Below are 26,825 nucleotides of genomic sequence, written 5' to 3' on the forward strand. Positions count from 1 at the left end.
TTGGCTGCGGCCTGCCTTCTCGCTGGTCGGTCGCCGCCCTGCGTCGGGCAGGGGTTTGGATGTTTATGCGGACCAAACCCTACTGGACGCCTTCGGGCGGGGTGCGGGGAGGGTGCCGTACGCGCCGCGGGTCGGCCCGAAGGGGTGGGATGTCCCCGAGCAGGACGGTTTGCGAAGGAGGATTGGGACGCCCATTGAGGTGGGTATGCGGCTTTTGCGGCGGCTGCTGGTGCGTCGTGGTTTCTCGCATGGTTTCCCGCGCCCCTGCGGGGCGCTTAGCGTGGGCGTGTGGCCTACTTCGATGCTGCTTCCAGTGCTCCTCTTCACTCCGTTGCCCGGCAGGCTCTGCTCGCCGCCCTGGATGAAGGGTGGGCTGACCCTGCTCGACTCTACCGGGAGGGACGGCGGGCCCGGTTGCTGTTGGACGCGGCTCGGGAGGCGGCCGCGGAGGCGGTGGGGTGCCGGGCGGACGAGCTGGTGTTCACCTCGTCGGGGACGCGGGCCGTGCACAGCGGGATCGCGGGGGCGCTGGCGGGGCGGCGGCGCGTCGGACGCCACCTGATCGTGTCAGCGGTCGAACACTCTTCGGTGCTCCATTCCGCCGAGGCGCACGAGGCGGACGGCGGGACGGTCACGCAGGTGCCGGTGGACCGCGGGGGCGCGGTGGCCGTCGCGTCCTACGAGAAAGCGCTGAGCGAGGACACCGCGCTGGCCTGTCTGCAGTCGGCCAACCACGAGGTGGGCACCGAGCAGCCGGTCGCCGAGGTGGCCGAGGTGTGCCGGGCGGCGGGCGTACCGCTGCTGGTGGACGCGGCGCAGTCGCTGGGCTGGGGTCCGGTGGAGGGGGACTGGTCGCTGCTGACGGCGAGTGCGCACAAGTGGGGCGGGCCGTCCGGGGTCGGGCTGCTCGTGGTGCGCAAGGGGGTGCGGTTCGCGCCTCAGGGGCCGGTGGACGAGCGGGAGTCGGGGCGGGCGGCCGGGTTCGAGAACATCCCCGCGATCGTGGCGGCGGCGGCGTCGCTGCGGGCGGTGCGGGCGGAGGCGGCGGCGGAGGCGGTACGGCTGCGGGAGTTGACGGAGCGGATCCGGGCGCGGGTGCCGCGGCTCGTGCCGGACGTGGAGGTGGTGGGCGATCCGGTGCGCCGGCTGCCCGGCCTCGTCACCTTTTCGTGTCTCTATGTGGACGGGGAGACACTGCTGCACGAGCTGGACCGTGAGGAGTTCTCCGTCTCCTCCGGTTCGTCGTGCACGAGCAGCACCCTGACGCCGAGCCATGTCCTGAAGGCGATGGGCGTGCTGAGCGGGGGCAACGTACGGGTGTCGCTGCCGCCCGGGACGCCGGAGGAGGACGTCGAACGGTTCCTCGCGGTCCTGCCGGGCGTGGTGGCGGAGGTCCGGGAGAAGCTCGGGGCGCCGACCGGGGAGCCGGCCGCCGTGCGGGAGGACGCGCTGGTCGTGGACGCCCTCGGCAGGCGCTGCCCGATCCCGGTGATCGAGCTGGCCAAGGTGTTCGGGAAGGTGCCCGTCGGCTCCACGGTCCGGGTCCTGGCCGACGACGAGGCGGCGCGGCTGGACATTCCGGCGTGGTGCGAGATGCGGGGCCAGGAGTACGTCGGCGAGGAGCCGGCGGACGAGGGCTCGGCCTACGTCGTCCGCCGGGTCTCGTAGTCCCCGTACGGTCCCTGCCGTCCCGTCAGACGAGGTGGGCGCGGACCTCGTCGGCCGCCTCGTCGCCGTACGCCTTGGTGAGGCGCTCCATGAAGTGGGCGCGGCGCAGCTGGTACTCCTGGGTGCCGACCGTCTCGATGACCAGGGTGGCGAGCATGCAGCCGACCTGGGCGGCGCGCTCCAGGCAGACGCCCCAGGCCAGCCCGGAGAGGAAGCCGGCGCGGAAGGCGTCGCCGACGCCCGTCGGGTCGACCTTGCGCTCCTCGTCCGGGCAGCCGACCTCGACCGGCTCCTGGCCGACGCGCTCGATGCGCACGCCGCGCGAGCCGAGGGTGGTGACCCGGTGGCCGACGCGGGAGAGGATCTCGGTGTCGCTCCAGCCGGTCTTGGACTCGATGAGGCCCTTCTCGTACTCGTTGGAGAACAGGTACGTCGCCCCGTCCAGCAGTATCCGGATCTCGTCGCCGTCCATCCGGGCGATCTGCTGGGAGAAGTCGGCGGCGAACGGGATCCCGCGCGAGCGGCACTCCTCGGTGTGCCGGAGCATCGCCTCCGGGTCGTCCGCGCCGATCAGCACCAGGTCGAGACCGCCGACGCGGTCGGCGACGGTCTTGAGCTCGATCAGGCGGGCCTCGCTCATCGCCCCCGTGTAGAAGGAGCCGATCTGGTTGTGGTCGGCGTCGGTGGTGCACACGAAGCGGGCGGTGTGCAGGGTCTCGGAGATGCGGACCGAGGCGGTATCGACGCCGTGCCGGTCCAGCCAGGCACGGTACTCGCCGAAGTCGGGGCCCGCGGCGCCGACCAGGACCGGGCGGGTGCCGAGCTGGCCCATGCCGAAGGCGATGTTGGCGCCGACCCCGCCACGCCGTACGTCAAGCTGGTCGACCAGGAAGGAGAGCGAGACCGTGTGCAGCTGATCCGCGACGAACTGGTCGGAGAAACGACCGGGGAAGGTCATGAGGTGGTCGGTGGCGATGGAGCCGGTGACTGCGATGCGCACGGCGTGGACGCTCCTGGAGTCAGGGAGGATTGACAGTTCACGCTACCCGGTGCCGCGATGCGCGCCACCCGGCCGGTGGGAACCCGGCGGGAACCCGGTGGGAACACCGAAGCGGACAAAATTACCCGATGGTAGACCTGTCTCGGGCGACTCTTCCGTGCCTACGGTTCGCCCATGACGAACCCCAAGGCCCTCTCCGTCCATGCTCCCTCCGCTCCGGCCGATCCCGAAGGCGATCTGGCCTCGCTGCGCGGGGACTGCGCCCGGATGGTCCCCCGCTGGGCGGCGCCCGACCGGGCCACCGCGCTGCCGGTGCCGCCGTCCCGTATCCACGGCGTGGACGTGCCCGCCTCCTCCGCGCGACTGCTGGACGCCATGTCGGAGTACGGGGACTGACCGGCTGGGCCGGCGCACTCGAGGGGAACCGCGCGCTCCCCCGCTGCGTCCCATCGCCGTCCCCCGTCTGAGGGATGCGGGATACGACCCAGCCGAAGGAGCGATGCGGTGAACACCGAGCGACCCGACCACGACGACGCGGCCGCGGACACCGCCGAGGAAGCCCCGGAGCAGAGGAAGACGCCGGCGCCGGAAACCCCGGAGTCCGAGGCCCCGGAACCCGTGGCTTCCAGGCCCGGGAGCGGGTCCGAGGCCGGGTCCGAGGCCGAGGCCGAGACTGCCGGGAGTTCCGGAGCCTCGGAGGCCGCTCAGGCATCGGAGGCTGAGGAGGCCCCCGAAGCCGGTGAGACTGCCGAGGCTGCCGAGGTTGAGGATGCTGCCGAGGTTGAGGATGCTGCGGTCTTCGAGGGCACGGCGGCCCCTGATGTCACCGGGGTCCCGGACGAGGGCAGCCGCTCCGGTGGGTGGCGGGTGCGTGGGCGGTCGCCGGTGGTGATCGCTTCGGTCGCCGCCACGGTGCTGCTGGTGGGCGGCGGTGGGTCGTTGCTCGCCGCGGGTACGGGTGAGCGCACGGGGGCGGCGGCGCCCGGCGGGGGCGGCACTCCCCCTCCGCTGGTCCTCGACGAGCACTCCGCCGCGGGCACCGGCGGCGGTGGCGGTAGCGGTAGCGGTAGCGGTAGCGGCGACACGAACGGGATCGCGCCCGGGGAGCCCAACCCCTACGGCGCGACCTACCGGGCCGGCGGCACGCTGCCCGGCGGGCCCGGCTCGGCGCCGGTGTACCGGGCGCGGGGCGAGGTCACCCGGGAGGAGGTGGCCCGGCTCGCCGAGTCGCTGGGCGTGGAGGGTACGCCGGTGGCCGACGCGCAGGCGTGGAGGGTCGGGTCCGGGAAGGACGGTTCCGGGCCGGTGCTGCGGGTGAACCGGCAGGCGCCGGGGGTGTGGACGTTCAGCCGGTACATGCCGGGCACCGACAACTGCAAGGGCGCGCTGTGCACGCCGGTGCCGGACCCCGTGACTCCGCCCGTCCACCCGGTGGGCGCGGCGGCGGCCCGGAAGGCGGCGGCGCCGGTCCTCAAGGCGCTGGGCCAGGACGGCGCCAAGGTGGACGCGAGCCAGATCGTGGGCGACCAGCGGGTGGTCAACGCCGATCCGGTGGTCGGCGGGCTGCCCACGTACGGCTGGACGACGGGCCTGAGCATCGGCCGGCAGGGCGAGGTGACCGGCGGCAGCGGCCGGCTGAAGGCGCCGGTGAAGGGCGACACGTATCCCGTGCTGAGCGCGCGCGGGACGCTGGACCTGATGAACGCGGTCCCGGGGGTCGGCCACCGCGTGGGCATCGGCGGCTGCGCCAGTCCCGTACCGCTGGAGGACGGCCCGGAGGCGCCGTGCGAGGCGGGGGCCTCGGATCCTGTGGACCCAGCCCCGGCTCACCAGGACGCCTTCACGGTCGACAAGGCCGTGTTCGGGCTGGCCTCGCACTCCTCCGACGGCCGGCGGACGCTCGTGCCGTCCTGGCTGTTCGAGGTGCGGGCGCCGGGCGGGCAGGGCGATCCCTTCACGGTGACGTACCCGGCCGTCGACCCGAAGTACCTGACCTCGTCGGCCGCGCCGGGCGGGCAGCCGAGCCCGGCGCCGAGCGATCCGGGCGGCCCCCTGGTGACGCGGGACGTGAAGGCGACCGGCTACAGCACCGAGGGCGACGAGCTGACCGTCCGCTTCGACGGCGGGGTGTGCCAGAAGTACAGGGCGTCCGTGAAGGAGGACTCCGGCCGGGTGACGGTCACGGTGACCGAGACCTCGCGGCGGGGCCAGGTCTGCATCCTGATCGCCAAGGTGTACCACGAGACCGTACGGCTGGACCGGCCGCTCGGGGACCGGAAGGTGGTCGGCTCGGACGGGCGGGAGATCCCCCGGGAGCAGCCGGGGGCGCGGCTGCCGGAGTCGCAGCCGTCGCCCGCCCGCTGAAGGCGGGTGGGCGTACGGAACACGGAAGGCGGCGGCCCCTTCCCCAGGGGCTGCCGCCTTCCGACGTCGTACCGTGGCCTGCTGCTCAGCTGAAGGAGTCGCCGCAGGCGCAGGAGCCCGTCGCGTTCGGGTTGTCGATCGTGAAGCCCTGCTTCTCGATCGTGTCCATGAAGTCGATGGTGGCGCCGATCAGGTACGGGGCGCTCATGCGGTCGGTGACGACCTTGACGCCGTCGAAGTCCTTCACCACGTCGCCGTCGAGGGACCGCTCGTCGAAGAAGAGCTGGTAGCGCAGACCGGAGCAGCCGCCGGGCTGAACGGCGACGCGCAGGGCGAGGTCGTCACGGCCTTCCTGGTCGAGCAGGGCCTTGACCTTGGACGCGGCGGCGTCGGTCAGGATGATGCCGTCGGTGACGGTGGTGGTCTCGTCCGATACGGACATCTACATCTCTCCCGGGTTGTACGGAGACTGCTTGCCGACGAGTGCAACCGGCGGGACGGCGGATTCATTCCGGGCCGGGCGCGTGCTTCTTCATCTTCTCCAGGCTCGTCCTCTTCATGCTCGCACACGCGCGGGGGGACGGACAGCGGCCTGGGGAGGGACGGGGCCGGGTCGGGGGCTCGGGCTGCCGACCCGGTGGCCTGCCGACCCGGTGGCCTGCTGGCCTGGCAGCCGGGATTCATGTCACATCGACACTATGACCATCGTCAAAGTGACACGAAGCCGCTATGATGAATAGCGTCAATTCGACGAAAAGTAGAAAGGGTGCGTGTCGTGACCACCGCCCAGACCCAGGACCTCGACGTCCAGCCGACGCCGCTCGCCCTGCTGCTGCTCGGCCGCGAGGCCGACCCGAAGAGCGAGCGCGGCGTCGATTGCCCCGGTGACCTGCCCTCCCCGTCCGACCCGAACCTGGTGGAGCGCGCCCGTGCGGCCAAGGAGAAGCTCGGAAGCAAGGTCTTCGTGCTCGGCCACCACTACCAGCGCGACGAGGTCATCCAGTTCGCCGACGTCACGGGAGACTCCTTCAAGCTGGCGCGGGACGCGGCGGCGCGCCCGGAGGCCGAGTACATCGTGTTCTGCGGTGTGCACTTCATGGCGGAGTCCGCGGACATCCTGACGACCGACGCCCAGAAGGTGGTCCTGCCGGACCTGGCGGCCGGCTGCTCCATGGCCGACATGGCCACGGCCGAGCAGGTCGCCGAGTGCTGGGACGTGCTGACCGAGGCTGGCATCGCCGAGCAGGTCGTGCCGGTGTCGTACATGAACTCCTCCGCCGACATCAAGGCCTTCACGGGCCGGCACGGCGGCACGATCTGTACGTCGTCGAACGCCAAGCGGGCGCTGGAGTGGGCCTTTGAGCAGGGCGAGAAGGTCCTGTTCCTGCCCGACCAGCACCTGGGCCGCAACACCGCCGTGCGGGACATGGGCCTGTCCCTGGACGACTGCGTCGTCTACAACCCGCACCGGCCGAACGGCGGTCTGACCGCCGAGGAGCTGCGCGCGGCGAAGATGATCCTGTGGCGGGGCCACTGCTCGGTGCACGGCCGCTTCAGCCTGGACTCGGTCAACGACGTCCGCGAGCGCATCCCGGACGTGAACGTCCTGGTCCACCCCGAGTGCAAGCACGAGGTGGTGGCCGCGGCGGACTACGTCGGCTCGACCGAGTACATCATCAAGACCCTGGAGGCCGCCCCGGCCGGCTCCAAGTGGGCCATCGGCACGGAGCTGAACCTGGTCCGCCGCCTGGCGAACCGTTTCGCGCCCGAGGACAAGCAGGTCGTCTTCCTCGACAAGACGGTCTGCTTCTGCTCCACCATGAACCGCATCGACCTCCCCCACCTGGTCTGGGCCCTGGAGTCCCTCGCCGAGGGCAACCTGGTCAACCGCATCGAGGTCGACAAGGAAACGGAGGGCTACGCGAAGCTGGCGCTGGAACGGATGCTGGCGCTGCCGTAACCCCGACACCACCGTCACAACACGATGCCCCGGCCGTCCCACGGCGGCCGGGGCATCGTGCTGCACGCACGAGGGCGGCACCGACCCGTGTTTCCGGGATGCGGCGACGTTTTTAGAGACGTGCTTCTTAGATATATACGTCTCCAACCGCCGCGGTCTGGAAGCGGGCCCAGAACACCTGCCTCAGCCAAGTCGTCGGCCCCCACCTCGAACGACTGCGCAGGGAGTGGACCTCCTGGCACGCGGCCCTGGAGACCTCCGGCGGGCTGCCGATCGACATCTCCGCGGGAAGCGCCCCCGACCCGGCCGCCCGCACCTCGCACGAGGTCGACGTCGTCGTGCACGGCGCGGTCGGCCAGGACCAGGGCATCCTGTTGTCGATCGGCGAGGCCAAGTGGAACAAGGTCATGGACGTACGCCACCTCGAACGACTCCGCCACATCCTGGACCTGCTGTCCGCCCGCGGCATCGACACCACCCACACCCGCCCCGCCTGCTACAGCAGCGTCGGCTTCACCCCGGCCCTGCAGGCCGCGGCAGCCCGGGGCGAGGTGATCCTCGTCGACCTGCAACAGCTTTACGGCGGGGCCTGACCCGTGTCCGAGGGGGTCTGTTCGGCTGGGGGAGAAGAGATTGATCGAGCATACCAAGGCGATGCTGCTGCGCCGGTGCGCGAACCGCACGGGACTGACGACGCGCCGGGTGGAAGCGTGGCCATCTGCCACCCTTCCACTCGGTCGGGCAGGACGTAGGTCAGGTCGAGCCTCCTCTCCAATTGGGGTGGTTCACTACGAGTCAGAGGGAACCCCCTGCTCCATTACGGGATCGGGCTGGACCCGTTCACCAGTGATCGCATCGATGCGGGGAGCTTCGCGCGCTTCGCCGTTCTCGCCAACGTTGACCAGCCAAAGAGGCCGCCACACCCCATTAACTCTCTCAGCCAGAAGGAAGGATTCGCCCATGGCTTTCATCTTGGTCAGGCCTTCTGCCCGGCGCTGAGCTTCCTCGCGGTCCAATACCGGCTTGGGCAGATCAGGGTCCTTCATCGATCTCACCGTGATCGCCATGATACGACCCGATGAAGTGACTGTGATGTCAAGCCGCATGGGCATCAGAACGCCATTGCGATAGCGGCGGTAGCTGAGCGAATAAGGTCCGTTTCCGCCTCCCAGCGGGTCCCAGGCGACTTCGCTATTCTTTACCTCTTCCGCGAACCAACGCTTTGCGAAACGCTCACCCACCGCCTTTGCCTGCGCGGAACTGAGCATCCCACCGTCGTCCTGCCGCTCGAAGGAGTCTGCGGCGAGTATCTTGCGAGCTGTCCACGAAAGGTTCAGGAAACCTGCATCAGTAGTTACGTCAATCACGACGGGTTCATCAGGGGTAGCCGGGCGCAACTGAACCTGTGCAACCCGCGTATGTTCACCGAACACACCAGCGGCGGCTTCGCGAGCCCAACGGTCCTGAGCAGAGGTGACGCCCAAGGCTTCGGACGCTCCTTCGACAGGCGTGACCGCACCCTGGAAGAGGGCAAACATGACGAGTAGCGCCGATCCTGCCGCGACCCCACCGAGGCGGAAATCGCGGCGAGAGAAGGGAGACTTCCGCGACTTGGCCCACACCACGACCAACCCCGCAGTGAAGCCGATCGCGGCACCCACACAATTCAGAGTGATGTCAGAGTAGGTGCATGTCCGCCCCAACGGGAAAGCAGCCTGTGCGAGTTCAACGCCTGGAACGGTAACACTGATGATCGCCAGTGATACCAGCGGCCGACGGGTGGAGATGACGAGGAAAAAGCACGCGGGGAGAAAGAGCAGTGCATTAAGTTGCCCCTGGGTGGTTTCCAGCGACCCACGCAGAGACGTTCCCGTGATGCACTCCAGATTCGTAGCGGCGTCACCAACGTTACCTGGTGTCAATGTCACAGCGAGGGCACCCGCAAAGAAAACTGCTGCTGCAGCACTCTGCGCGACAGAGGCATTCTTCGTCCTCGCCAGAAACACAGCCGGCAACGCGAGCAACACCGCGAACACCAGGAAAACGGTCACGACACCCGCAAGTGCCCCGACAGAAGCGCTGATCAATGGAGTTCCTCGTTCTGGCGTCGGGTGTCCGACCCCGACGAATCGGGATCGGACACCCGTGTTTCAACTCAGCAGGGGTTGAGAGACGGCGTCCAGAAAGTGCCCTGGCCCGACACGATCAGGCCGCCGGTCGCACGGCAGCCCGAGGGCACAGGCAAACCGCCAAAGCTGTGCGACTTGGTCTGCCCCGCCGAGATGCTGTACGACGAAGAGTTGTAGATCTTGCCGCTGGCGTCCATAGCGAACACGGCGCTGATCGTGCCGCCCCCCGTCTTGGTGTACTTCACCGACGAGTAGAAAAGGCTGGAGTTTCCAGAAACGTTTCTTCTGTTCTCCACGGTCGAGTAGAGCGTGCCATTACTCAGCTTCGTCGACGTGGTCGCCGCCCAGGCCGACGTACCGGCCCCGAGCACACAGAGCGATGCGGCCACAACCGCACTGACCTTCTTGGCGATACCCATACTTGTTTCCCACAGATGGATAAAACAGAAAACCAGAACGAACTGGCGCGTTGTGCCGCTCCAGTGATGGCAACCCTAAGCGATCTTGAACGCTTACGCCAGAGCAGATCATTGGTGAACTAGGCACTCTGGCTTGGTTTATGACTGTCCGTCAGCTCGATCCGTGTGGCCGGCGGAGCTGGATCCACCCACTGACCGCGATACTGACAGCGACTGCGGCAGGCATCCTGGCCGACGCCCGGCCACTGGCCGCACTCGGAGAGCGGATCGCCGACAAGAGCAACGAGATCCCCACGTTCCAGCCCCTGCTGGACACCCTCGGCCTGGAAGACCAACCTGGCCCTCAGTCCCCACCTCGCTCGAGGACGTCCTCGTCGGCCGGGAAGTCGCGCCGGTCCCGGTGGCACTCGAACCTGCGGGTGGGGTTCAGTTCTCCGGCAGCCGCGCGCCCCGGCTCTTCGCGATTCTCAGTGCGTCCGCCAGCGCTGCGGCGAGTTGTACGCGCGTGAAGCGCAACTCCCGTGCCCTGGAGGCCTCGTCGGCGAGCAGCGGCCTGGCCTCGGACAGGACGAACTCGGCCGAGCCGAGCAGGTCCGCCTCCAGTTCGTCGGCCAGGAGGGACAGGCGGCTGCGGGGGTCGTCGGTGCTCAAGTAGCACGGGGCGCCCTCCGGTGTCGTCCACGGCAGCAACCGCAGCGGCGTACCGTCCCGTCCGTCGCGGATCATCGCGTCGCTCCCTTCGGTGGGATCCGTCCATTTCGCTGCGGGGCCGGATCTCCGGTCATTACCTTCTGTGCCGTAATCGTCGCGCTGAGGCACGGGGTGGTGACAGGAGCGCCGCGTCCCAGCGTGGGGAACGGGACGATCCGTCAGAGAGGCGTGACCGATGACGTTCAAGCCGCAGACCCTCACTCCCTATCTCTCCGCCCGCCACTACTTCGGCGCCGAGCAGCGCCGTCACCGCGAGGCCGCCAAGTTGTCGCTGCTTCAGCTCGCGGGCATCCTCAACTCCAGCAAGAGCACGCTGGCGCGCGTCGAGACGGCGGAGTTGATGCCGCCGCCGGACCTGCCGGACCGGCTCGACGCCGCGTTCGGCACGGAGAAGCACTTCCACGGGCTGTACGAGCTGGCCAAGCGCGAGGCCCACCCGGACCAGTACCGGCGGTTCATGGACTTCGAGGCGCAGGCGGAGGTCGTCGAGAACTATGGGACGCAGGCTCTCCCGGGGCTGTTGCAGACCAGGGAGTACGCCCGCGCTCAACTCAGTCTGCGGGAGGAGCTGTTGCCGGAGCAGGTGGAGGAGCGTGTCAACGCGCGGATGTCCCGACAGGAGAGGATCCGCTCGGCCCGGCCCCCGCTGCGGTGGGCCATCATCGACGAGTCCGTGCTCCGGCGCCCCGTCGGCAGCCGGGAAGGCATGTACGGGCAACTGGCCTCGCTGCTCGAACAGCTGGATACTCCGGACAGCAAGGTCCAGGTGATGCCCTTCAGTGCCGGTGCTCACTATCTGATGGGCGGTGCCCTGACCCTGCTGACCCTTCCCAACGGCTCAACCGTGGCCTACGAAGAGGGCATCGAGGTCGGTCACCTGTATGAGGACCGGGATTCGGTGAAGAAGTGGCGACGGCACTACGAGGTGCTCCGCGCCAACGCCCTCTCGCCGGCCGCCTCGGCGGAGCTGATCCGACAGGCGATGGAGGACTACAAGCCATGCGACACAGCCCTGAGCTGATCTCCGCCCGCTGGCGCCGGAGCAGTTACAGCAATGCGAACGGGGGCGAATGCGTCGAGATCGCCGAGGACTTCCCCGGTGCCGTCCCCGTCCGCGACAGCAAGAACCCCCACGGCCCCGTGGTCGTCGTCCCGGTCGGCGCCTGGGACGCGTTCGTCAACGCCCTCAAGGCGTAGGAGAACGGCCGGGTCTCCCAGGAGACCCGGCCGTTCGCACTGTCACACGGCGTCAGACGCCCGCGGGCTCCAGCTCCTCCGTCTTCGCCTTCGCCTCGCGCTTGGCCGCCCGCTTCTTCGCGCGGCGCTCCTTGCGGAGCTCCAGCATCGCGTAGAGCGTCGGGACCAGCAGGAGGGTCAGCAGGGTCGACGTGAGGAGGCCGCCGATCACGACCACCGCGAGCGGCTGGGCGATGAAGCCGCCCTCGCCGGTGACGCCCAGGGCCATCGGGAGCAGAGCGAAGATGGTGGCCAGGGCCGTCATGAGGATGGGGCGGAGGCGGTGGCGGCCGCCTTCCACGACCGCCTCGACGATGCCGTGGCCCCGCGCGCGGTACTGGTTGATGAGGTCGATCAGCACGATCGCGTTGGTGACCACGATGCCGATCAGCATCAGCATGCCGATCATCGCGGGGACGCCCATCGGCGTACCGGTGGCGATCAGCAGGCCGAGCGCGCCGGTTGCCGCGAACGGGACGGAGACCAGCAGGATCAGTGGCTGGGCCAGCGAGCGGAAGGTCGCGACCAGCAGCATGAAGACGATCGCGATGGCCGCCAGCATGGCCAGGCCCAGGTTCGTGAAGGCCTCGTCCTGGTCGGCGGTGACGCCCGCGATCTCGGCCTTCGCGCCCGCGGGCAGCTTCAGGTCGCTGAGCTTGGACTGGAGGTCCGCGCTGACCGCGCCGGTGTTGTCCCCGGTCGGCCTGGCCGTGATCGTGGCGGCGCGCTGGCCGTCGATCCGGGTCATCGACACCGGCCCGTCGACGAGCTCGACGGTCGCGACGTCACCCAGCTTCACCGGGCCGAGACGCAGGTTCTTCAGCTGGTCCAGCGTCTGCGCCGGCTTCGCCGACCTGATGACGACGTTCCGCTCGGTGTCGTCCAGCATCGCCTTCGCGGCCGGGGTGCCCCTGACCGACTGGGCGACCACCATGCCGAGGGTCTGGTCGGTGAAGCCCGCCGCTGCCGCCTTGGAGTTGGCCCGCACCGAGATGCGCGGCACGCTCTGCGACAGGTCGCTGGTGACGTCGGCGACGTCGTCGAGGCCGGCGACCGTCTTGCGGACCTGCTCCGAGGCCTGGCGCAGCACGTCGGCGTCGCCCGCCTTGACGATCACCTTCAGGTCCTGGGAGCCGAAGCCGTCCCCGGCGGCGACCGTGGTGGCGCCGATCCCGGACAGCTTGCCCAGGCGGTTCTCGATGCGGGCGCGTACGTCGTCGGCGGACGCCGAGTCCTGAAGCATCACCTGGTAGGAGGCCCGGTTGGTGTCCGTGCCGCCGCCGAAGGCCGCCATGAAGCCGGAGGAGCCGATGGTGACCTGGTAGTCCTTGACGCCCTTGACGCCGGCGAGCACGTCCTCGATCTTCCGGGCCGCGGCGTCCGTGGTCGCCAGGCCGGCGCCCGGCTTCAGCTGCTGCTTGATGCTGAGGACCTTCTGGTCGCCGGGGTGGAAGAAGTTCGTCTTCAGCAGCGGGGTCATGCCGAAGGTGGCGATGAGGACGACGACCGCGATCAGCACGCTGGTCAGGCGGCGCCGGGTGGCGAAGCGCAGGACGGGGACGTAGAGGCGCTGCAGGCGGCTCCTGGCCTCCTTCTCCTCGGCCAGGCGGCGGGCCTCCTCGGCGTCGGCGGGCGTGCCCTTGGGCGCGCTCAGGAACCAGTACGACAGCACCGGCACGACCGTCAGCGACACCAGCAGCGAGGCCAGCAGGGCCGCGGTGACGGTGAGGCTGAACGGGCCGAACAGCTCGCCCACCATGCCGCCGACCAGGCCGATCGGCAGGAACACGGCGACCGTGGTGAGCGTGGAGGAGGTCACCGCGCCGGCCACCTCGCGCACGGCGGTCATGATGGCCGTGTGGCGCTCCTCGCCGTAGCCGAGGTGGCGCTTGATGTTCTCCAGGACCACGATCGAGTCGTCGACGACCCGGCCGATGGCGATGGTCAGCGCGCCCAGCGTCAGCATGTTCAGCGACAGGTCGCGGGTCCACAGCACGATCAGCGCGAGGACGATGGACAGCGGGATGGACACCGCGGTCACCAGGGTGGAGCGGACCGAGGCCAGGAAGACGAGGATGACGAGGACCGCGAAGACCAGGCCGAGCGCGCCCTCGCTGGTCAGTCCCTCGATGGCCTTGGCCACGGCCGGGCCCTGGTCGCTGACGACGGTGATCTTCGCGCCGGAGCCGAGGGTCTCGCGCAGGTCGGGCAGCTTGTCGTTGACCGCGTCGGAGATGGCGACCGCGCTGCCGTCGTGGTCCATGGTGACGACGACGGCCAGGCTGGGCCTGCCGTTGGTGCGGGTGAGGGAGTCGGCCTTGGCCGGCTCCTGCTTGACGGTGGCGACGTCGCCGAGGCGCACCGGCTTCTTCGCGCCCGAACCCGCGCCGGCGCCCGTGCCGGTGCCGGTGACCATCAGGTCCTGGATCTGCCGCAGCGAGGTGAAGCCGCCGCCGACCTGGACGGTGCGGTTGGCGCCGTCCTCTTCGAAGGAGCCGGCCGGGACGGTGGCGCCGCCCGCCCTCAGGGCCTCGCCGAGGGCGGCGGAGGTGAGGTCGGCCGCGGCGAGCTTCCTGTCGTCGGGGACGACGGTGACCTGCAGGTCCCGTACGCCGTTGACGGTGACCTGGCCGACGCCGTCGATGTTCTTCAGCTCCGGTACGACCGTCTTGTCCAGCTGGTCGGCGAGGGCCTGCTGGTCCTTGTCGGAGGTGACGGCGAGGACCACGGTGGGCATGTCGTCCGTGGAGCCGGCCACCACCTGCGGGTCGACGTCGGCCGGGAGCAGGGCGCGGGCCCGGTTGACGGCCTGCTGGACGTCGGCGACGAGCTGCTTGGTGTTGTTGCCGTAGTCGAAGGACGCCATGATCACGGCGTTGCCCTCGCTCGCCGTGGAGGTGACGCCGGTGATGCCGGAGACCGCCTTGAGGTTGTTCTCCAGGGGCTCGACGACCTGCTTCTCCACCACGTCCGGGGACGCGCCCTGGTAGGGCGCCAGCACGGACACGATGGGGAGATCGATGCTGGGCAGCAGCTGCTGTTTGAGCTGGGGTATGGCGATCGCCCCGAAGACGAGCGCGACGATCGACATCAGCCCGATCAGGGCCCGTTGCGCGAGGCTGAATCTGGACAGCCAGGACATGGGTGAGGGTCTCGATTCTGTGAACGGCACAAGCGGCACGAGCGGCACAGGGTCATGAACGATACGAACGGCGCGGGCGCACAGTGGGCGCCACCCCTACACCTTCGGGCATGGGCGGGCGGCGATCCGTAGGCCCCTGGTCCATTTCCGCGCCCGGCTCCTACTCCGAGCGCAGTACGCTCACTCCGCCCTGGGCCGTACCAGGCCCGACTCGTAGGCGATGACGACGAGCTGTGCCCGGTCGCGGGCGCCCAGCTTGGCCATGGCCCGGTTCACGTGGGTCTTCACGGTCAGGGGGCTGACCTCCAGACGTCCGGCGATCTCGTCGTTGGAGTGTCCGCCGGCGACCTGGACGAGCACTTCGCGCTCCCGGACGGTCAGCGTGTCCAGGCGGGCCGAGCGGGCCGGGTCGTGGTCGTCGCCGGCCGGGTCGCCCTGTGCGAGGAAGCGGGCGATCAGGCCCTTGGTGGCGGCCGGGGACAGCAGCGCCTCGCCCTGGGCGGCGATGCGGATGGCGTTCAGCAGTTCCTCGGGTTCGCTGCCCTTGCCGAGGAAGCCCGAGGCGCCCGCGCGCAGTGACCGCACCACGTAGTCGTCGATCTCGAAGGTGGTGAGGATGACCACGCGCACCTGGTCGAGGGCGGGGTCGGCGCTGATCATGCGGGTGGCGGCAAGGCCGTCGGTGCCGGGCATGCGGATGTCCATCAGTACGACGTCGGGCCGCCGCTCCTTGGCCAGCCGTACCGCCTGGGCGCCGTCGGAGGCCTCGCCGACCACCTCCATGTCCGGCTCGGAGTCGACGAGGACCTTGAAGGCGCTGCGCAGCAGGGCCTGGTCGTCGGCGAGCAGGACACGGATCGTCATGCGGGCTCCTCCGGGGCGCTGGTGCGGGCGTCGACCGGCAGGATGGCATGGACGCGGAAGCCGCCGCCGTAGCGGGGCCCGGTGGTGAGGGTGCCGGCGAGGGAGGTGACCCGCTCGCGCATGCCGAGCAGCCCGTGCCCGCCGCTCTCCTGCGGTCCGCCCTGCTGCGGGCCGCCGCGCGTGCCGGCTCCGTCGTCCAGCACGGTGATCTCGACGTGCGGTCCGACGCGTACGACGCTGACCTCGGCCTTCGCCGTCGTGCCGGCGTGTTTCTGGACGTTGGTGAGGGCCTCCTGGACGATCCGGAAGGCGGCCAGGTCGACGGCGGCCGGCAGGGTGGTGTCCTGGTCGGTGCGGGCGACCTCGACGTGCAGGCCGGCGCTGCGGAAGGTACCGACGAGTTCGTCGAGGCGGTCCAGGCCGGGGGCCGGTTCGGTGGGGGCCTCGGGATCGTCGGACTGCCGCAGCAGTCCGACGGTGGCGCGCAGTTCGTTCAGCGCGGAGCGGCCGGCCTCCCGGACGTGGGCGAGGGCTTCCTTGGCCTGGTCGGGCCGTTTGTCCATGACGTGGGCCGCGACTCCGGCCTGCACGTTGACCAGGGCGATGTGGTGGGCGACGACGTCGTGCAGGTCGCGGGCGATGCGCAGGCGTTCCTCGGCGACCCGGCGGCGGGCCTCCTCCTCGCGGGTGCGTTCGGCGCGTTCGGCGCGCTCCCTGATGGCGTGCACGAAGGCGCGGCGGCTGCGGACGGCGTCGCCGCCGGCGGCGGCCATGCCGGTCCAGGCGAAGATGGCGAGGTTCTCCTGGGCGTACCAGGGCTGCGGCCCGGCGAGCATGGCGGCGCCGGTCAGCACGGTCATGGTGGTCAGGCCCAGACGCCAGGTGGTGGGGCGGTCGGTGGTGGCGGCCACGGTGAACAGGGCGATCACGGCGGACATGGCGACGGGGGCGCGGGGGTCGCCGGTGACGCACTCGACGAGGGAGACGGTGCCGGTGACGGCGAGGACCGTGCGCGGGGCGCGGCGGCGGAGGACGAGCGCGGCGGCGCCGAGGGCCATGAGGACCAGGCTGAGCACTTCGGGCCGGCGGACGGCCCAGCTGACGCCGCGCTCCCCGTGGGGGTCCACGAAGGAGCCGGCCACCATGCACACCAGCACTCCGGCCGCGAGGGCCGCGTCCAGGGCGAGGGGGTGCGCCTTGAGACGGCAGCGGGCGCGGTCGAGGGGGGTGGTGGTCACGTTCGCGTACGGTCCGGGGTTCCTGCGGGGGTCAGGAGCGCCACGTCCCCCTGGGTGACCCTCACCCAGGGATCAGGCCGTCGTCGCTCAGCAGGTCCCGTACGTCCTCCAGGGTCGCGTCCGCGGCCGGGAGGATCAGCTCGGACGGTTCCAGGGAGTCGTCCGGCAGGGGCTCGCCCAGCTCGTGGACCTTGGACAGCAGGGCCGAGAGGGTGCGGCGGAAGCCGGGGCCGTCGCCGTTCTCCATCTCGGCCAGGAGTTCGTCGTCCAGCTTGTCGAGCTCGGCGAGGTGGCTGTCGGCCAGTCTCACCTGTCCCTCTCCCATGATCCGTACGATCATGTCCGCCCTCCTCGGCGTGGCCCCGGCTGTCGGTGACGTGGCGTGCCTCGACGTGGCTTACTGCTTGCCCTGCTGCTTGTCGTCCTACTGCTTGTCGAAGCGGGGGGTGTCCTGCGGCTGCTGCTGGGGCTGCTCCTGGTCCTGGCCGCCTTCGATGGCCTGCCGCTCGGCGGACGTGCCTCCGGCCAGCTCGGCCTTCATGCGCTGCAGCTCCAGCTCTACATCCGTACCACCGGAGAGCCGGTCCAGCTCGGCCTGGATGTCGTCCTTGGCCATGCCGGAGGGGTCGTCCAGGGCGCCGGAGGCGAGCAGCTCGTCGATCGCGCCGGCCCGGGCCTGCAGCTGCGCGGTCTTGTCCTCGGCGCGCTGGATGGCCAGGCCGACGTCGCCCATCTCCTCGGAGATGCCGGAGAACGCCTCGCCGATCCGGGTCTGCGCCTGGGCGGCGGTGTAGGTCGCCTTGATGGTCTCCTTCTTCGTACGGAAGGCGTCGACCTTGGCCTGCAGGCGCTGGGCCGCCAGAGTGAGCTTCTCCTCCTCGCCCTGGAGGGTGGAGTGCTGCGTCTCCAGGTCCGTCACCTGCTGCTGGAGCGCGGCGCGGCGGGAGAGCGCCTCGCGGGCCAGGTCCTCGCGGCCCAGCGCGAGCGCCTTGCGGCCCTGGTCCTCCAGCTTGCCGGACTGTTGCTGCAACTGGTTGAGCTGGAGCTCCAGGCGCTTGCGGCTGGTCGCCACGTCCGCGACACCGCGCCGCACCTTCTGCAGCAGCTCCAGCTGCTTCTGGTACGAGTAATCGAGGGTCTCGCGCGGGTCCTCGGCCCGGTCAAGGGCCTTGTTCGCCTTCGCGCGGAAGATCATCCCCATACGCTTCATGACACCGCTCATGGGCTTCGCGCGCCCCCTTCTGACGGACTCCAGCTCACACAGCTTGCGACAGAACCCACAGTACGGGCCCTGCCTCCATTACCGCACTGTTCGGGAACGGATGCGGTCATCCCCAAGGACGACTGTGTCCGCTTCCGCTCCGGCGCAGGGAGGATCTCATCCCCGAGGACCGCCGGGCCAGGGCGGGCGGATCGTCCCTTCTGTCCCTCTGCTGTCCCTCTGCCTGTCTCTCTGCCTGTCTCTCTACAGACGATCGGTGTTGCCGGATCGTTCCCCACCGGGCTGGGGTCCATGCGGGTCGAGCCCGTACCCTTGGGTCCTGTGTTCCGTAGCCGTGCCAAGGAAGAGAAGGCCCGGGCCGCCGACAAGGCGCCGGTGACCGACTCCAAGCAGCCCCGTGACCCTCAGGCCCCCAAGGGCCGGCCCACGCCCAAGCGCAGTGAGGCCCAGACCCGGCGCCGCAGCGTCGCCAACACGCCGATGACGCGCAAGGAGGCCGCCAAGCGGCAGCGCGACGAGCGCCGTGCCCATATGGAGCGGCAGCGCCAGGCGCTGGCCAGTGGCGACGAGCGCTACCTCCCAGCGCGGGACAAGGGCCCGGTGCGCCGGTTCGCGCGGGACTTCGTCGACTCCCGGCTGAACATCGCGGAGTTCTTCCTCCCGATGGCCGTGGTCATCCTGGTGCTGAGCATCATCCAGAAGCCCGAGGTGCAGAGCATCGCGCTGCTGCTGTGGCTCGTGGTGATCGTCATGATCGTGCTGGACTCGATCGCCACCGCCTTCCGGCTGAAGAAGCGCCTGAACGAGCGATTCCCGGACCAGAACAAGCGGGGCGCGGTCGCCTACGCCCTGATGCGCTCCCTGCAGATGCGCCGGCTCCGGCTGCCCAAGCCGCAGGTCAAGCGCGGGGAGCGGCCCTGAGCACGACCGCTTTCTCCGGGGATGCCGCGAACACGTGGCTGCAGAAGCTGGGCGGGCTGCGCGATGTCGTACGACAGGAGCTGGTGGCCCGGCAGCTCGACGAGCAGATAGCCGGGCGGTTCCCGGTCGGGCAGCGGCTGCGGGTGCTCGACGTGGGGATGGGCCAGGGCACGCAGGCGCTGCGGCTGGCCCGGGCCGGGCACCAGGTGACCGGGATCGAGCGGGACCCGACGATGATCTCCGTGGCCCGCGAGGCGCTGACCGCCGAGCCGGAGGGCATACGGGCGCGGATGCGGATCGTCGAGGGCGACGGCCAGGACACCGGGGTGCACTTCCTGCCGGGCAGTTTCGACGTGGTGCTGTGCCACGGCGTCCTGATGTACGTCGAGGAGCCGGACCCGCTGCTGGCGGGGCTGGCGCGGATGCTCGCGCCGGGCGGCCTGCTGTCGCTGCTGGTGCGCAACGGCGACGCGCTGGCGCTGCGTCCGGGGCTGTCCGGGGACTGGGCGACGACGCTGACCTCGTTCGACACGACGGCGTACCGGAACCGGCTGGGGCTGGACGTACGGGCCGACCGGCTGGCGGACCTGACGGCGACGCTGGCCGGGATCGGGGCGCCGCTGCACACCTGGTACGGGGTGCGGGTCTTCACGGACACGGCGGCGGACGACGCCGAGACGCCGGCCGATGCCGAGACGCTGCTGGCGGCCGAGGAGCGGGCGGGGCGCACGGACCCGTACCGCGCGGTGGCGGCGCTGCTGCACCTGTGCGGGGTGCGCGGCTGAGAGCCTGCGGGCGCTCGTTCGGGTGAGTACGGCAAGCCGGTCCCTCACCGTTCCTGGGCAGTGAGCGGGAGTGAGTCCGCGCACTGGCACGCCCCGAACGGTTGTGGGCGCACTGGTCGTCCGCTTTCGCATCCCGGGCGGCGACACGGATCGTGTCCGTGGTCCGGGCCGGGCGGGCGGAGTCCCTCACGACCTGGCTATATGGATGCGGCCAGAGGCGACGGGGAGGCCCTGAACCATCTCTCTGGTGGAGCAGGGGCCCCGCACGCTGGCACCGCACCCGGCGTCCCAGATCGCACCGCAACGCTACCCCGACCGGCCCAGCACACCGCAAGCCCGGAAGCCGACCATCACACGATCGAGCTAAACCGACCTCGTGCACACTCCTTAGCGAGCAGCTGCCAACCCCCGAGGGGAGACTCGGGGCATGGATCTCTGCGCTGCCCGTGCTTCCCGGCTGGTCGCTCTCCTCGCCGCGTGGCTCTGCTGTGCCGCGCTGCTGTCCGGGTGCACCGGCTCGGCCGTCCCGAAGACCCGGGGCACGAAGGACCTCTCCGCCACCGGGGACGGCGGACAGCGACGGGCCGACGCCCCCACGAAGGTCGACCAGTTGCAGAGCGACTACCTGCGGGTGATCAAGAACGCGCTGCCGTCGGTGGTGCAGATCCAGACCGGCCGCGAGCTGGGCTCGGGGGTCGTGTACGACGACAAGGGACACATCGTCACCAACGCGCACGTGGTGGGCGGCGCGAGGACCTTCAAGGTGACCACCGCCAACAGCGAGACGGCGCTCACCGCGCACCTGGTCTCCTCCTACCCCCAGCAGGACCTCGCCGTGGTGAAGCTGGACCAGGTGCCCCACGGGCTGCGGGCCGCCACCTTCGGCGACTCCGCGAAGGTGGAGGTGGGGCAGATCGTACTGGCCATGGGCTCGCCGTTGGGGCTGTCGTCGAGCGTGACCCAGGGCATCGTGTCGGCGACCGGACGCACCGTCAGCGAGGGGCAGAGCGGCGGCGGCACGGGGGCGACCATCGCCAACATGGTGCAGACCTCGGCCGCGATCAACCCGGGCAACAGCGGGGGCGCGCTGGTGAACCTCGACAGCCAGGTCATCGGTATCCCCACGCTCGCCGCCACCGAGCCCCAGATCGGCTCCGCGGCGCCCGGCATCGGCTTCGCGATCCCGGCGTCGACGGTGAAGACGATCGCCGGCCAGATCGTCCGCTACGGCAGGGTCGTCCACTCCGGCCGGGCCGCGCTGGACATCACCGGGCGCACGGTCGTCAACGCCGACTACCAGCCCGCGGGGGTCGCCGTCGTCGACGTGAAGGCGGGCGGCGCGGCGGACAAGGCGGGCATCCGGTCCGGGGACATCATCATCGAGCTCGGCGGTACGACCATCACGACCATCACCTCGCTGTCCGAGGCGCTGGCCGCCGACAAGCCGGGGCAGCGGACCTCGGTGACCTTCACGCGGGGCGGCAGCCGGAGGACGGTGGAGGTGACGTTGGGCGAACAGTGAGCGGGGGCGGCCGAGTACGACCGCCCCCGGCCCGGAGAAGTCCCTAGGACTCGTGGGCGTGCAGGCTCATCGGGCCGTAGATCTCGGTGGCGTCCTCGAACAGCCGTACCTGGTCCGCGCCGCCGTCGAGCAGGGCCTTCCAGTTCTCCCCGATCCAGGACTCCGCGTCGCCCTGCACGGTGAACTCCTCGGGCTGCACCGCGGGCTGGACCTCCGTCCCGTCGGCCGTCTCGAACCGCCACGTCCATGCCGCCATGTACGCCTCCCTGGTGTGCACACTGCACAGCGAAAGCCGGATCTTGTTCCCATTCCTGCCCCCGCAGCCTAGCCGGATGCGCAAGACCTGCGGCGACACGGGAAAATCAGGTCCGTGGACGTGACTCTGCTCGGCACCGGTGCCCCCGCGGGACTGCCCCGCCCCGACTGTTCCTGTGCGGCCTGCGCGACGGCGCTGGGCGCTCACGCGCGGGCGGCGACCGCGCTGCTCGTGGACGGCTCGCTGCTGCTGGACCTGACGCCGGGCGCGGCGTTCGCGGCGGCGCGGGCGGGGTGTTCGCTGGGCGGTGTGGCGCAGGTGCTGCTGTCCCATCCGCACGACGGGCCGGCCGTCGAGGTGCCGGCGGGGTTGCCGCAGCCCGGGCGGGTGCCGGACGGACGGGAGCTGGCGCTGCTGACGGGGCATCGGGTGCGGGCGGTGGCGCTGGACGTCCCCGGCACGGGGTACGCGGTGACCGGCCCGGAGGGGCTGCGGCTGCTGTACCTGCCGCCGGGCGGGGCGCCGGCCGGTCTGGAGGAGGGCTCGGCGGAGTCGTACGACCTGGTGCTCGCGGATGTCGTGGGGCGCCCGGACTCCCTGGCCAAGCTGCGGGCGGTGGGGTCTGTGGGGCCGACCACGGACGTCGTCGCGGTCCACCTGGACCACGACGTGCCGCCGGGACCGGAGCTGGGCCGGCGGCTGGCGGCGGCGGGGGCGCGGGCGGTGCCGGACGGTACGACGCTGGTGGTCGGGGCGTACGAGGACGTACCGGACGTGCCCCGGCGCACGCTGGTGCTCGGCGGGGCGCGCTCGGGGAAGTCGGTGGAGGCCGAGCGGCGGCTGGAGGCCTTCCCCGGTGTGCTGTACGTCGCCACCGGCGGGTCCCGGGGCGGGGACACCGAGTGGGCGGCCCGGGTCGCCGCGCACCGGGAGCGGCGACCGGGTTCCTGGCGCACCGCGGAGACGTGCGACCTGGTGCCGCTGCTGGAGGAGGACGGGCCGCCGCTCCTGGTGGACTGCCTGTCCCTGTGGCTGACGGACGCGATGGACTCCGTCGGCGCCTGGGACGACGCCGAGTGGGCCGACGGCGGCGAGCGCGCCCTGCGCGAGCGGGTGGCGGCGCTGACGAACGCCGTGCGCACGACGCGGCGCACGGTGGTCGCCGTCTCCAACGAGGTGGGCTCGGGCATCGTGCCCGCCACCGCCTCCGGCCGCCGCTACCGCGACGAACTGGGCCGGCTGAACGCGGCGTTCGCGGCGGAGTGCGAACAGGTCCTGCTGGTGGTGGCGGGCCAGGCCGTCACGCTGCGCGGGCGATGACGCGGTAGGCGTTGGACAGTCCGGGGATGCGGCGCAGCAGGGGGGACAGGAGGAGGTCCAGGACGGCGGCGGCGTCCACCAGGGGGCTGGTCGCGGTGGACAGCACGGCCCGCAGGGCGCGTCGGAGGGTGGTCGGCGGGGCGTCGTGCCAGGGGGCGTCGGCGGCGGGCAGGGCGTGGCCGAGGGCCAGGGCGACGGCTGCCGACAGGTCGCCGGGGGTGTGCGGGGTGCGGCGGTCGGTGACCAGGACCGTGCAGCCCTGGGACTCCAGTTCCGCGCGCAGGTTGCGCAGGGGCAGCAGGTGCAGATGGCGCGGCTGGCCGTGCGGCAGCCACCACTTGCCCAGCAGCAGGGCGGACAGGCAGCGCGGGTCGGGGAGTTCGACCAGCAGGTGGCCGCCGGGGCGCAGCGCGGTCAGGGCGCCGCGCAACTCGGCGCGGGGGTCCGGCACATGGGCCAGGTGGTGGAAGACGCTGACCACGTCGTAGCGGCCGCGCAGGCGCTCGGCGACGTGCGGGTCGGCGAGGTGGCCGACGTGGGCCTCCTCGACCCGGCCGGCCGCGCGGGCCCGCTCCACGCGCGGGGTGGGGTCCAGGCCGTCGAAGGAGGTGTACGGGAACACCTCCTGCGCGGCCCGGGGAAAGTGGCCGTGGCCGGTGCCGACGTCCAGCCAGGCCTCCGGCTCCCCGACGCCCCGCATCAGGTGTGCGTCCCAGCGGTGCCGCCGGTGGCTGCGGCGGACCGCGAGCGCCGGGTCGGCGAACCCCTCCGGGTCGGTCTCGTCGAAGTCCCGGTGGTAGAAGGCCAGTCCGGCCGGGGTGAGCCGGGGGTTCTGGAAGGCGTGGCCGCAGTCCCGGCACTGGTGGAGCGCGAACGTGCCCGGCTTGTGCTGGAGCAGGTCCGGAGCGCGCAGCCGGGTGCGCAGCCGCCGGGAGCCGCACCAGGGGCAGTCCTCGCGGGGCGGCTCCTGGAAGCGGCGCGTGCCCTGGGCGAGTTCGGAGGCGTACGCGATGCGGCGCGGGTCGTAGAACCGCGGGGCGTACGGCAGGGACGGCATGGGCGGCTCCCGGGGGCGAGAACAGTTCGTTGAGCGGTGCGTTGAGCGGTGCGTTGAACAATCCACTGAAGAATTCACCACAAAGATGGCGCAAAGGAACGTAGGGGATCGGGATTCCGGGCGGAAAGACGCCGTACGGGTGTGGTGCCGACGTGGCACCGCCCTGTTCGAGCGGGGCCGGTACTGTTCGGCGAATGAGCTCGCTGAATCTCGACGACTTCACCGATCTGATCCAGCGTCCCGACGGCGGTGTGCGCCGTGCCGCGGAGGCGCGCCGGGAGCGTCGGATCGTGCCGCCCGGGGCGCTGGGCCGGCTCGACGAACTGGGTGAGTGGCTGGCCGCGGCGCAGGGCGCGGTGCCGGTGCGGCCGGTGGAACGGCCGCGGGTGGTGCTGTTCGCCGGTGATCACGGGATCGCCGGGCGGGGTGTCTCGGTCCGGCCGGCGGGCGGTGCCGAGCAGCTGGTGCGGGCGGTGCTGGAGGGCGGCCGTCCGGTGTCCGTGCTGGCCCGGCGGCTCGGCGTGCCGGTGCGGGTGGTCGACATGGCGCTGGACTGCGCGCCCGAGACGCTGCCCGAGGACGTCGTACGGCACCGGGTGCGGCGCGGCAGCGGGTGCGTCGACGTGGAGGACGCGCTGACCCCGGAGGAGGCTGAGGCCGCCTTCCGGGCCGGGATGGCGGTGGCCGACGAGGAGGCCGACTCCGGTACGGACCTGGTGGTGCTCGGCGATGTCAGCGTGGGCGGGACGACACCGGCCGCGGTGCTGATCGCCGCGCTGTGCGGGACGGACGCCTCCGTGGTGACCGGGCGCGGCGGCGAGCCCATCGACGACCTGGCGTGGATGCGCAAGTGCGCGGCGATCCGGGACGCGCTGCGCCGGGCGCGGCCCGTGCTCGGCGACCAGTTGCAGTTGCTGGCGACCGTGGGCGGGGCGGACCTCACCGCGACCACGGGTTTCCTGCTGCAGTGCGCGGTGCGGAAGCTGCCGGTCATCCTGGACGGCGTGGTGTCGGCCGCGTGCGCCCTGGTGGGGCAGCGGGTGGCGTTCCGGGCCCCGGACTGGTGGCTGGCCGGCCACAACAGCGGCGAGCCGGGCCAGGCCAAGGCCCTGGACCGTCTGGCCCTGGACCCCCTCCTCGACCACGGGGTGACCGTCGGCGAGGGAGCGGGCGCCCTCCTGGCCCTCCCCCTGGTCCAGTCCGCCGCCGCCCTGGCCGCGGAGCTTCCCGAACGCCCGGGGGACGGGGACGGGCCGGAGGAGAAGGAGGGCGAGGAGTAGCCGAGGGCGGACGGGAAGCAGTCGAGGGCCCGTCGGGCGAGGGCCGGGCCCGCACCTCTCCCGCTGGGCCTGCCCGCCACCGACGCGCGCGTGGTGGACGCCGGCCCGTCGGCCGCCGTGGTGGGCCTCGCGGTGCGCCACGGGGCGTACGTCACCGCGGTCGCGGTCACCGCGGCGATGGCGCTGGAGGCGGCGCTGAAGGAGAACCTGGCCGGCAAGGAGCACCTGGCCGCGGTCCTGGGGGTGGTGCCGGGGTGCGGGCTGTCGGCGCCGTGCCGCTGGACGGCCCGCCGGTGGCACGGGTCATCTGTGCCCCGGAAGGCGGGCCGGCCGCTCGTCCGGCTTGCCCCCGATCCAGTCCTGGAACGCCCGGCGGGGACCGGACCAGCGGCGGTCGTGGCGGTCGGCGCGCAGGCCGGCACGGGCCCGGGCGCGCGGGCGGCGGCGATAGAAGCGCCTGGCCCAGTAGGAGCCGGGGCGGGCCAGGCGGATCGCGCCGAACAGCGCGATGAACGGGATGATCACGCCGAACAGGGCGATACGGCCCTTGCCCTTGCTGAGGGCCACCAGGGCGAACAGGAAGTTCACGGCCACGCTGAGGATGACCACGCCGCGGTTCTGCAGTTCGGCCGGGGACAGGTTGTTGACGCCGAACGGGGAGAAGCCGACGAGCACCAGCCCGACCACCGCCGCGGTGAGGACGACGACCTCGACGCTCTTGCGGCCGGCCTCGGTCCAGTAGACGTCGTCCAGGTGCAGGATCAGCGCGAACTCGTCCAGCACCAGGCCCACGCCGATCCCGAAGACCACCGCGAAGGCCGCCGCGCCGAAGCTGTTCCCGTTGCTGCTGGCGACCGCGCCGAAACCGCCGAGGACGGTCAGGAGCACGCCGGGCACGACGTGGTGGATGTGCAGGCCGCCGGCCTTGACGTTGCCGAAGGGGCCCTTTCCGGCGCGGATCAGCCGGGTGATGGTCCGGGTGATCACGAAGGTCAGGATGAACGCGACGAGGGCGAGGAGCAGGGGCAGTTTGCCGGGTTCGATGATGTTGCGCTCCAGCCAGTGCCCCATGGGTGTAGTGTGCCGCGCCCGCCGGTGCGCCGCCCGCCCGCGGAGGGGCCCGCGGCACTCCCGTGGGCCGTCCCGTACTCTGCCCGGATGTCCACGACCCCCCGGCCGGTCCCTCCGCCGCACGGACTGCGGTTCGCCTTCGGCACCCTCACCGTGCTGCCGGTCCGGGTCGGCCGCTGGGACCGCGAGGCCGCACGCGCGGGCATGCTCTGCGCACCGCTCGCCGGGCTCGTGGTCGGGCTGGCCGCGGCGGCCGTGGGACTGCTGCTGCTCCTCCTGGGCGCCGGCCCGCCGCTCGCCGCCGTCGCCACCGTCGCCGTGCCCGCCGTACTGACCCGCGGTCTGCACCTCGACGGGCTCGCCGACACCGCGGACGGGCTGGGCAGCGGCAAGCCCGCCGAGGACGCGCTGCGGATCATGAAGCAGTCGGACATCGGCCCCTTCGGGGTGATCACCCTCGTCCTCGTCCTGCTCGCCCAGGTGGCCGCCCTGACCCGGGCCTACGACGACTCCTGGGCCCGGGGCGCGCTCGCCGCCGTCGTCTCGGCGACCGCCGCCCGGCTGGTTCTGACCCTGGCCGCCCGCACCGGGGTCCCGGCCGCCCGCCCGGAGGGGCTGGGCGCCGCGGTCGCCGGAGTGGTGCCGGTCCCGGGCGCGGTC

The 26,825-nt window shown here is 71.4% G+C and carries 26 protein-coding genes; 13 read left to right on the forward strand and 13 right to left on the reverse strand.

Annotated features, from left to right (window positions below; genetic code table 11):
• The first annotated feature begins 288 nt into the window (after positions 1-288).
• On the forward strand, positions 289-1,668 hold the full coding sequence (locus DEP02_RS14505; protein WP_112467736.1) for a cysteine desulfurase/sulfurtransferase TusA family protein: 1,380 nt from the start codon (positions 289-291) through the stop codon (positions 1,666-1,668).
• A gap of 25 nt (positions 1,669-1,693) precedes the next feature.
• Here DEP02_RS14505 and DEP02_RS14510 read toward each other — a convergent pair whose 3' ends face one another.
• Positions 1,694-2,668 carry a carbohydrate kinase family protein gene (locus tag DEP02_RS14510; RefSeq protein ID WP_112467737.1) on the reverse strand — a complete coding sequence of 325 codons (975 nt, stop codon included), beginning with the start codon at positions 2,666-2,668 and terminating at the stop codon, positions 1,694-1,696.
• 174 nt (positions 2,669-2,842) lie between these two features.
• On the opposite strand from DEP02_RS14510, the gene DEP02_RS14515 reads away from it, so the two are divergent.
• Both DEP02_RS14515 and DEP02_RS14520 read left to right on the forward strand, forming a co-directional pair.
• A complete protein-coding gene (locus DEP02_RS14515) occupies positions 2,843-3,064 on the forward strand; it encodes a hypothetical protein (protein WP_112467738.1) in 222 nt (73 codons plus the stop codon).
• Between the two features lie 108 nt (positions 3,065-3,172).
• On the forward strand, positions 3,173-5,032 hold the full coding sequence (locus DEP02_RS14520; RefSeq protein WP_112467739.1) for a hypothetical protein: 1,860 nt from the start codon (positions 3,173-3,175) through the stop codon (positions 5,030-5,032).
• An 85-nt stretch (positions 5,033-5,117) separates the two neighbouring features.
• Here DEP02_RS14520 and erpA read toward each other — a convergent pair whose 3' ends face one another.
• Complete coding sequence (gene erpA, locus DEP02_RS14525; RefSeq protein WP_112467740.1) at positions 5,118-5,474, reverse strand: iron-sulfur cluster insertion protein ErpA; 357 nt, start codon at positions 5,472-5,474, stop codon at positions 5,118-5,120.
• Between the two features lie 333 nt (positions 5,475-5,807).
• On the opposite strand from erpA, the gene nadA reads away from it, so the two are divergent.
• Both nadA and DEP02_RS14545 read left to right on the forward strand, forming a co-directional pair.
• Positions 5,808-6,992, forward strand: a complete 1,185-nt coding sequence (gene nadA, locus DEP02_RS14535) for a quinolinate synthase NadA (protein ID WP_112467762.1) — start codon at positions 5,808-5,810, stop codon at positions 6,990-6,992.
• 338 nt (positions 6,993-7,330) lie between these two features.
• Positions 7,331-7,585 carry a hypothetical protein gene (locus tag DEP02_RS14545; protein ID WP_112467743.1) on the forward strand — a complete coding sequence of 85 codons (255 nt, stop codon included), beginning with the start codon at positions 7,331-7,333 and terminating at the stop codon, positions 7,583-7,585.
• 195 nt (positions 7,586-7,780) lie between these two features.
• Here the strand turns inward: DEP02_RS14545 and DEP02_RS14550 are convergent, their stop codons facing one another.
• From DEP02_RS14550 to DEP02_RS14560, 3 genes are all read right to left on the reverse strand, one after another.
• Positions 7,781-9,079, reverse strand: a complete 1,299-nt coding sequence (locus DEP02_RS14550; protein ID WP_112467744.1) for a VanZ family protein — start codon at positions 9,077-9,079, stop codon at positions 7,781-7,783.
• 68 nt (positions 9,080-9,147) lie between these two features.
• Positions 9,148-9,540, reverse strand: coding sequence for a hypothetical protein (locus tag DEP02_RS14555; protein WP_112467745.1), 393 nt, complete (start codon positions 9,538-9,540; stop codon positions 9,148-9,150).
• A 426-nt stretch (positions 9,541-9,966) separates the two neighbouring features.
• The gene (locus DEP02_RS14560; RefSeq protein ID WP_112467746.1) at positions 9,967-10,266 is read right to left on the reverse strand and encodes a hypothetical protein; all 300 of its coding nucleotides are present in this window, start codon (positions 10,264-10,266) and stop codon (positions 9,967-9,969) included.
• Between the two features lie 160 nt (positions 10,267-10,426).
• Between DEP02_RS14560 and DEP02_RS14565 the strand changes: the two genes are divergently transcribed.
• A complete protein-coding gene (locus DEP02_RS14565; RefSeq protein ID WP_112467747.1) occupies positions 10,427-11,272 on the forward strand; it encodes a helix-turn-helix domain-containing protein in 846 nt (281 codons plus the stop codon).
• A complete protein-coding gene (locus DEP02_RS14570) occupies positions 11,251-11,448 on the forward strand; it encodes a DUF397 domain-containing protein (protein WP_112467748.1) in 198 nt (65 codons plus the stop codon). Before DEP02_RS14565 ends, DEP02_RS14570 begins: the two co-directional genes overlap by 22 nt.
• 52 nt (positions 11,449-11,500) lie before the next feature.
• On the opposite strand, the gene DEP02_RS14575 is transcribed toward DEP02_RS14570, so the two are convergent.
• From DEP02_RS14575 to DEP02_RS14595, 5 genes are all read right to left on the reverse strand, one after another.
• Positions 11,501-14,629 (reverse strand): efflux RND transporter permease subunit, encoded by a 3,129-nt coding sequence (locus tag DEP02_RS14575; RefSeq protein ID WP_112467749.1) that lies wholly within the window; start codon positions 14,627-14,629, stop codon positions 11,501-11,503.
• A gap of 180 nt (positions 14,630-14,809) precedes the next feature.
• Positions 14,810-15,493 (reverse strand): response regulator, encoded by a 684-nt coding sequence (locus DEP02_RS14580; RefSeq protein ID WP_112467750.1) that lies wholly within the window; start codon positions 15,491-15,493, stop codon positions 14,810-14,812.
• Positions 15,490-16,731, reverse strand: coding sequence for a sensor histidine kinase (locus DEP02_RS14585; RefSeq protein WP_112467751.1), 1,242 nt, complete (start codon positions 16,729-16,731; stop codon positions 15,490-15,492). The genes DEP02_RS14580 and DEP02_RS14585 overlap by 4 nt, the downstream gene beginning before the upstream one ends.
• Before the next feature lie 61 nt (positions 16,732-16,792).
• Positions 16,793-17,071: a PspA-associated protein PspAA gene (gene pspAA, locus DEP02_RS14590; protein ID WP_112467752.1), complete on the reverse strand. Its 279-nt coding sequence runs from the start codon at positions 17,069-17,071 to the stop codon at positions 16,793-16,795.
• A gap of 84 nt (positions 17,072-17,155) precedes the next feature.
• Positions 17,156-17,932 (reverse strand): PspA/IM30 family protein, encoded by a 777-nt coding sequence (locus DEP02_RS14595; RefSeq protein ID WP_112467753.1) that lies wholly within the window; start codon positions 17,930-17,932, stop codon positions 17,156-17,158.
• Positions 17,933-18,274: 342 nt separating this feature from the next.
• On the opposite strand from DEP02_RS14595, the gene DEP02_RS14600 reads away from it, so the two are divergent.
• The 3 genes from DEP02_RS14600 to DEP02_RS14610 all read left to right on the forward strand — a co-directional run bounded on the left by DEP02_RS14600 (position 18,275) and on the right by DEP02_RS14610 (position 21,181).
• Positions 18,275-18,874 carry a DUF3043 domain-containing protein gene (locus DEP02_RS14600; protein ID WP_232839116.1) on the forward strand — a complete coding sequence of 200 codons (600 nt, stop codon included), beginning with the start codon at positions 18,275-18,277 and terminating at the stop codon, positions 18,872-18,874.
• A gap of 83 nt (positions 18,875-18,957) precedes the next feature.
• Positions 18,958-19,659, forward strand: coding sequence for a class I SAM-dependent methyltransferase (locus DEP02_RS14605; protein WP_112467755.1), 702 nt, complete (start codon positions 18,958-18,960; stop codon positions 19,657-19,659).
• A 427-nt stretch (positions 19,660-20,086) separates the two neighbouring features.
• Positions 20,087-21,181, forward strand: a complete 1,095-nt coding sequence (locus DEP02_RS14610; protein WP_112467756.1) for a S1C family serine protease — start codon at positions 20,087-20,089, stop codon at positions 21,179-21,181.
• 43 nt (positions 21,182-21,224) lie between these two features.
• On the opposite strand, the gene DEP02_RS14615 is transcribed toward DEP02_RS14610, so the two are convergent.
• Positions 21,225-21,437 (reverse strand): hypothetical protein, encoded by a 213-nt coding sequence (locus DEP02_RS14615; protein WP_112467763.1) that lies wholly within the window; start codon positions 21,435-21,437, stop codon positions 21,225-21,227.
• Between the two features lie 114 nt (positions 21,438-21,551).
• Between DEP02_RS14615 and DEP02_RS14620 the strand changes: the two genes are divergently transcribed.
• Positions 21,552-22,757 carry a bifunctional adenosylcobinamide kinase/adenosylcobinamide-phosphate guanylyltransferase gene (locus tag DEP02_RS14620; protein ID WP_198668442.1) on the forward strand — a complete coding sequence of 402 codons (1,206 nt, stop codon included), beginning with the start codon at positions 21,552-21,554 and terminating at the stop codon, positions 22,755-22,757.
• Here the strand turns inward: DEP02_RS14620 and DEP02_RS14625 are convergent.
• Positions 22,738-23,814, reverse strand: a complete 1,077-nt coding sequence (locus tag DEP02_RS14625; protein ID WP_112467757.1) for a class I SAM-dependent methyltransferase — start codon at positions 23,812-23,814, stop codon at positions 22,738-22,740. The two genes, DEP02_RS14620 and DEP02_RS14625, sit on opposite strands and share 20 nt — an antisense overlap.
• Before the next feature lie 194 nt (positions 23,815-24,008).
• Between DEP02_RS14625 and cobT the strand changes: the two genes are divergently transcribed.
• Positions 24,009-25,094, forward strand: coding sequence for a nicotinate-nucleotide--dimethylbenzimidazole phosphoribosyltransferase (cobT, locus tag DEP02_RS14630; protein ID WP_112467758.1), 1,086 nt, complete (start codon positions 24,009-24,011; stop codon positions 25,092-25,094).
• 303 nt (positions 25,095-25,397) lie between these two features.
• On the opposite strand, the gene DEP02_RS14635 is transcribed toward cobT, so the two are convergent.
• The gene (locus DEP02_RS14635) at positions 25,398-26,165 is read right to left on the reverse strand and encodes a hypothetical protein (RefSeq protein WP_112467759.1); all 768 of its coding nucleotides are present in this window, start codon (positions 26,163-26,165) and stop codon (positions 25,398-25,400) included.
• Positions 26,166-26,252: 87 nt separating this feature from the next.
• Here DEP02_RS14635 and DEP02_RS14640 point away from each other — a divergent pair.
• A partial coding sequence (locus DEP02_RS14640; protein ID WP_112467760.1) for an adenosylcobinamide-GDP ribazoletransferase occupies positions 26,253-26,825 on the forward strand: 573 nt, incomplete at its 3' end.

The organism is Streptomyces triticisoli, from assembly GCF_003270085.1.
Classification (GTDB): Bacteria; Actinomycetota; Actinomycetes; order Streptomycetales; family Streptomycetaceae; genus Streptomyces; species Streptomyces triticisoli.

Excerpts from the sequence above, each read along its gene's own strand:
- erpA (WP_112467740.1), bottom strand. The coding sequence starts at position 5,474 with ATGTCCGTATCGGACGAGACCACCACCGTCACCGACGGCATCATCCTG.
- DEP02_RS14575 (WP_112467749.1), bottom strand. The coding sequence starts at position 14,629 with ATGTCCTGGCTGTCCAGATTCAGCCTCGCGCAACGGGCCCTGATCGGG.
- DEP02_RS14635 (WP_112467759.1), bottom strand. The coding sequence starts at position 26,165 with ATGGGGCACTGGCTGGAGCGCAACATCATCGAACCCGGCAAACTGCCC.
- DEP02_RS14570 (WP_112467748.1), top strand. The coding sequence starts at position 11,251 with ATGCGACACAGCCCTGAGCTGATCTCCGCCCGCTGGCGCCGGAGCAGT.
- DEP02_RS14515 (WP_112467738.1), top strand. The coding sequence starts at position 2,843 with ATGACGAACCCCAAGGCCCTCTCCGTCCATGCTCCCTCCGCTCCGGCC.
- DEP02_RS14560 (WP_112467746.1), bottom strand. The coding sequence starts at position 10,266 with ATGATCCGCGACGGACGGGACGGTACGCCGCTGCGGTTGCTGCCGTGG.
- cobT (WP_112467758.1), top strand. The coding sequence starts at position 24,009 with ATGAGCTCGCTGAATCTCGACGACTTCACCGATCTGATCCAGCGTCCC.
- DEP02_RS14565 (WP_112467747.1), top strand. The coding sequence starts at position 10,427 with ATGACGTTCAAGCCGCAGACCCTCACTCCCTATCTCTCCGCCCGCCAC.
- DEP02_RS14555 (WP_112467745.1), bottom strand. The coding sequence starts at position 9,540 with ATGGGTATCGCCAAGAAGGTCAGTGCGGTTGTGGCCGCATCGCTCTGT.
- DEP02_RS14615 (WP_112467763.1), bottom strand. The coding sequence starts at position 21,437 with ATGGCGGCATGGACGTGGCGGTTCGAGACGGCCGACGGGACGGAGGTC.
- DEP02_RS14610 (WP_112467756.1), top strand. The coding sequence starts at position 20,087 with ATGGATCTCTGCGCTGCCCGTGCTTCCCGGCTGGTCGCTCTCCTCGCC.
- DEP02_RS14595 (WP_112467753.1), bottom strand. The coding sequence starts at position 17,932 with ATGGGGATGATCTTCCGCGCGAAGGCGAACAAGGCCCTTGACCGGGCC.
- DEP02_RS14625 (WP_112467757.1), bottom strand. The coding sequence starts at position 23,814 with ATGCCGTCCCTGCCGTACGCCCCGCGGTTCTACGACCCGCGCCGCATC.
- pspAA (WP_112467752.1), bottom strand. The coding sequence starts at position 17,071 with ATGATCGTACGGATCATGGGAGAGGGACAGGTGAGACTGGCCGACAGC.
- DEP02_RS14580 (WP_112467750.1), bottom strand. The coding sequence starts at position 15,493 with ATGACGATCCGTGTCCTGCTCGCCGACGACCAGGCCCTGCTGCGCAGC.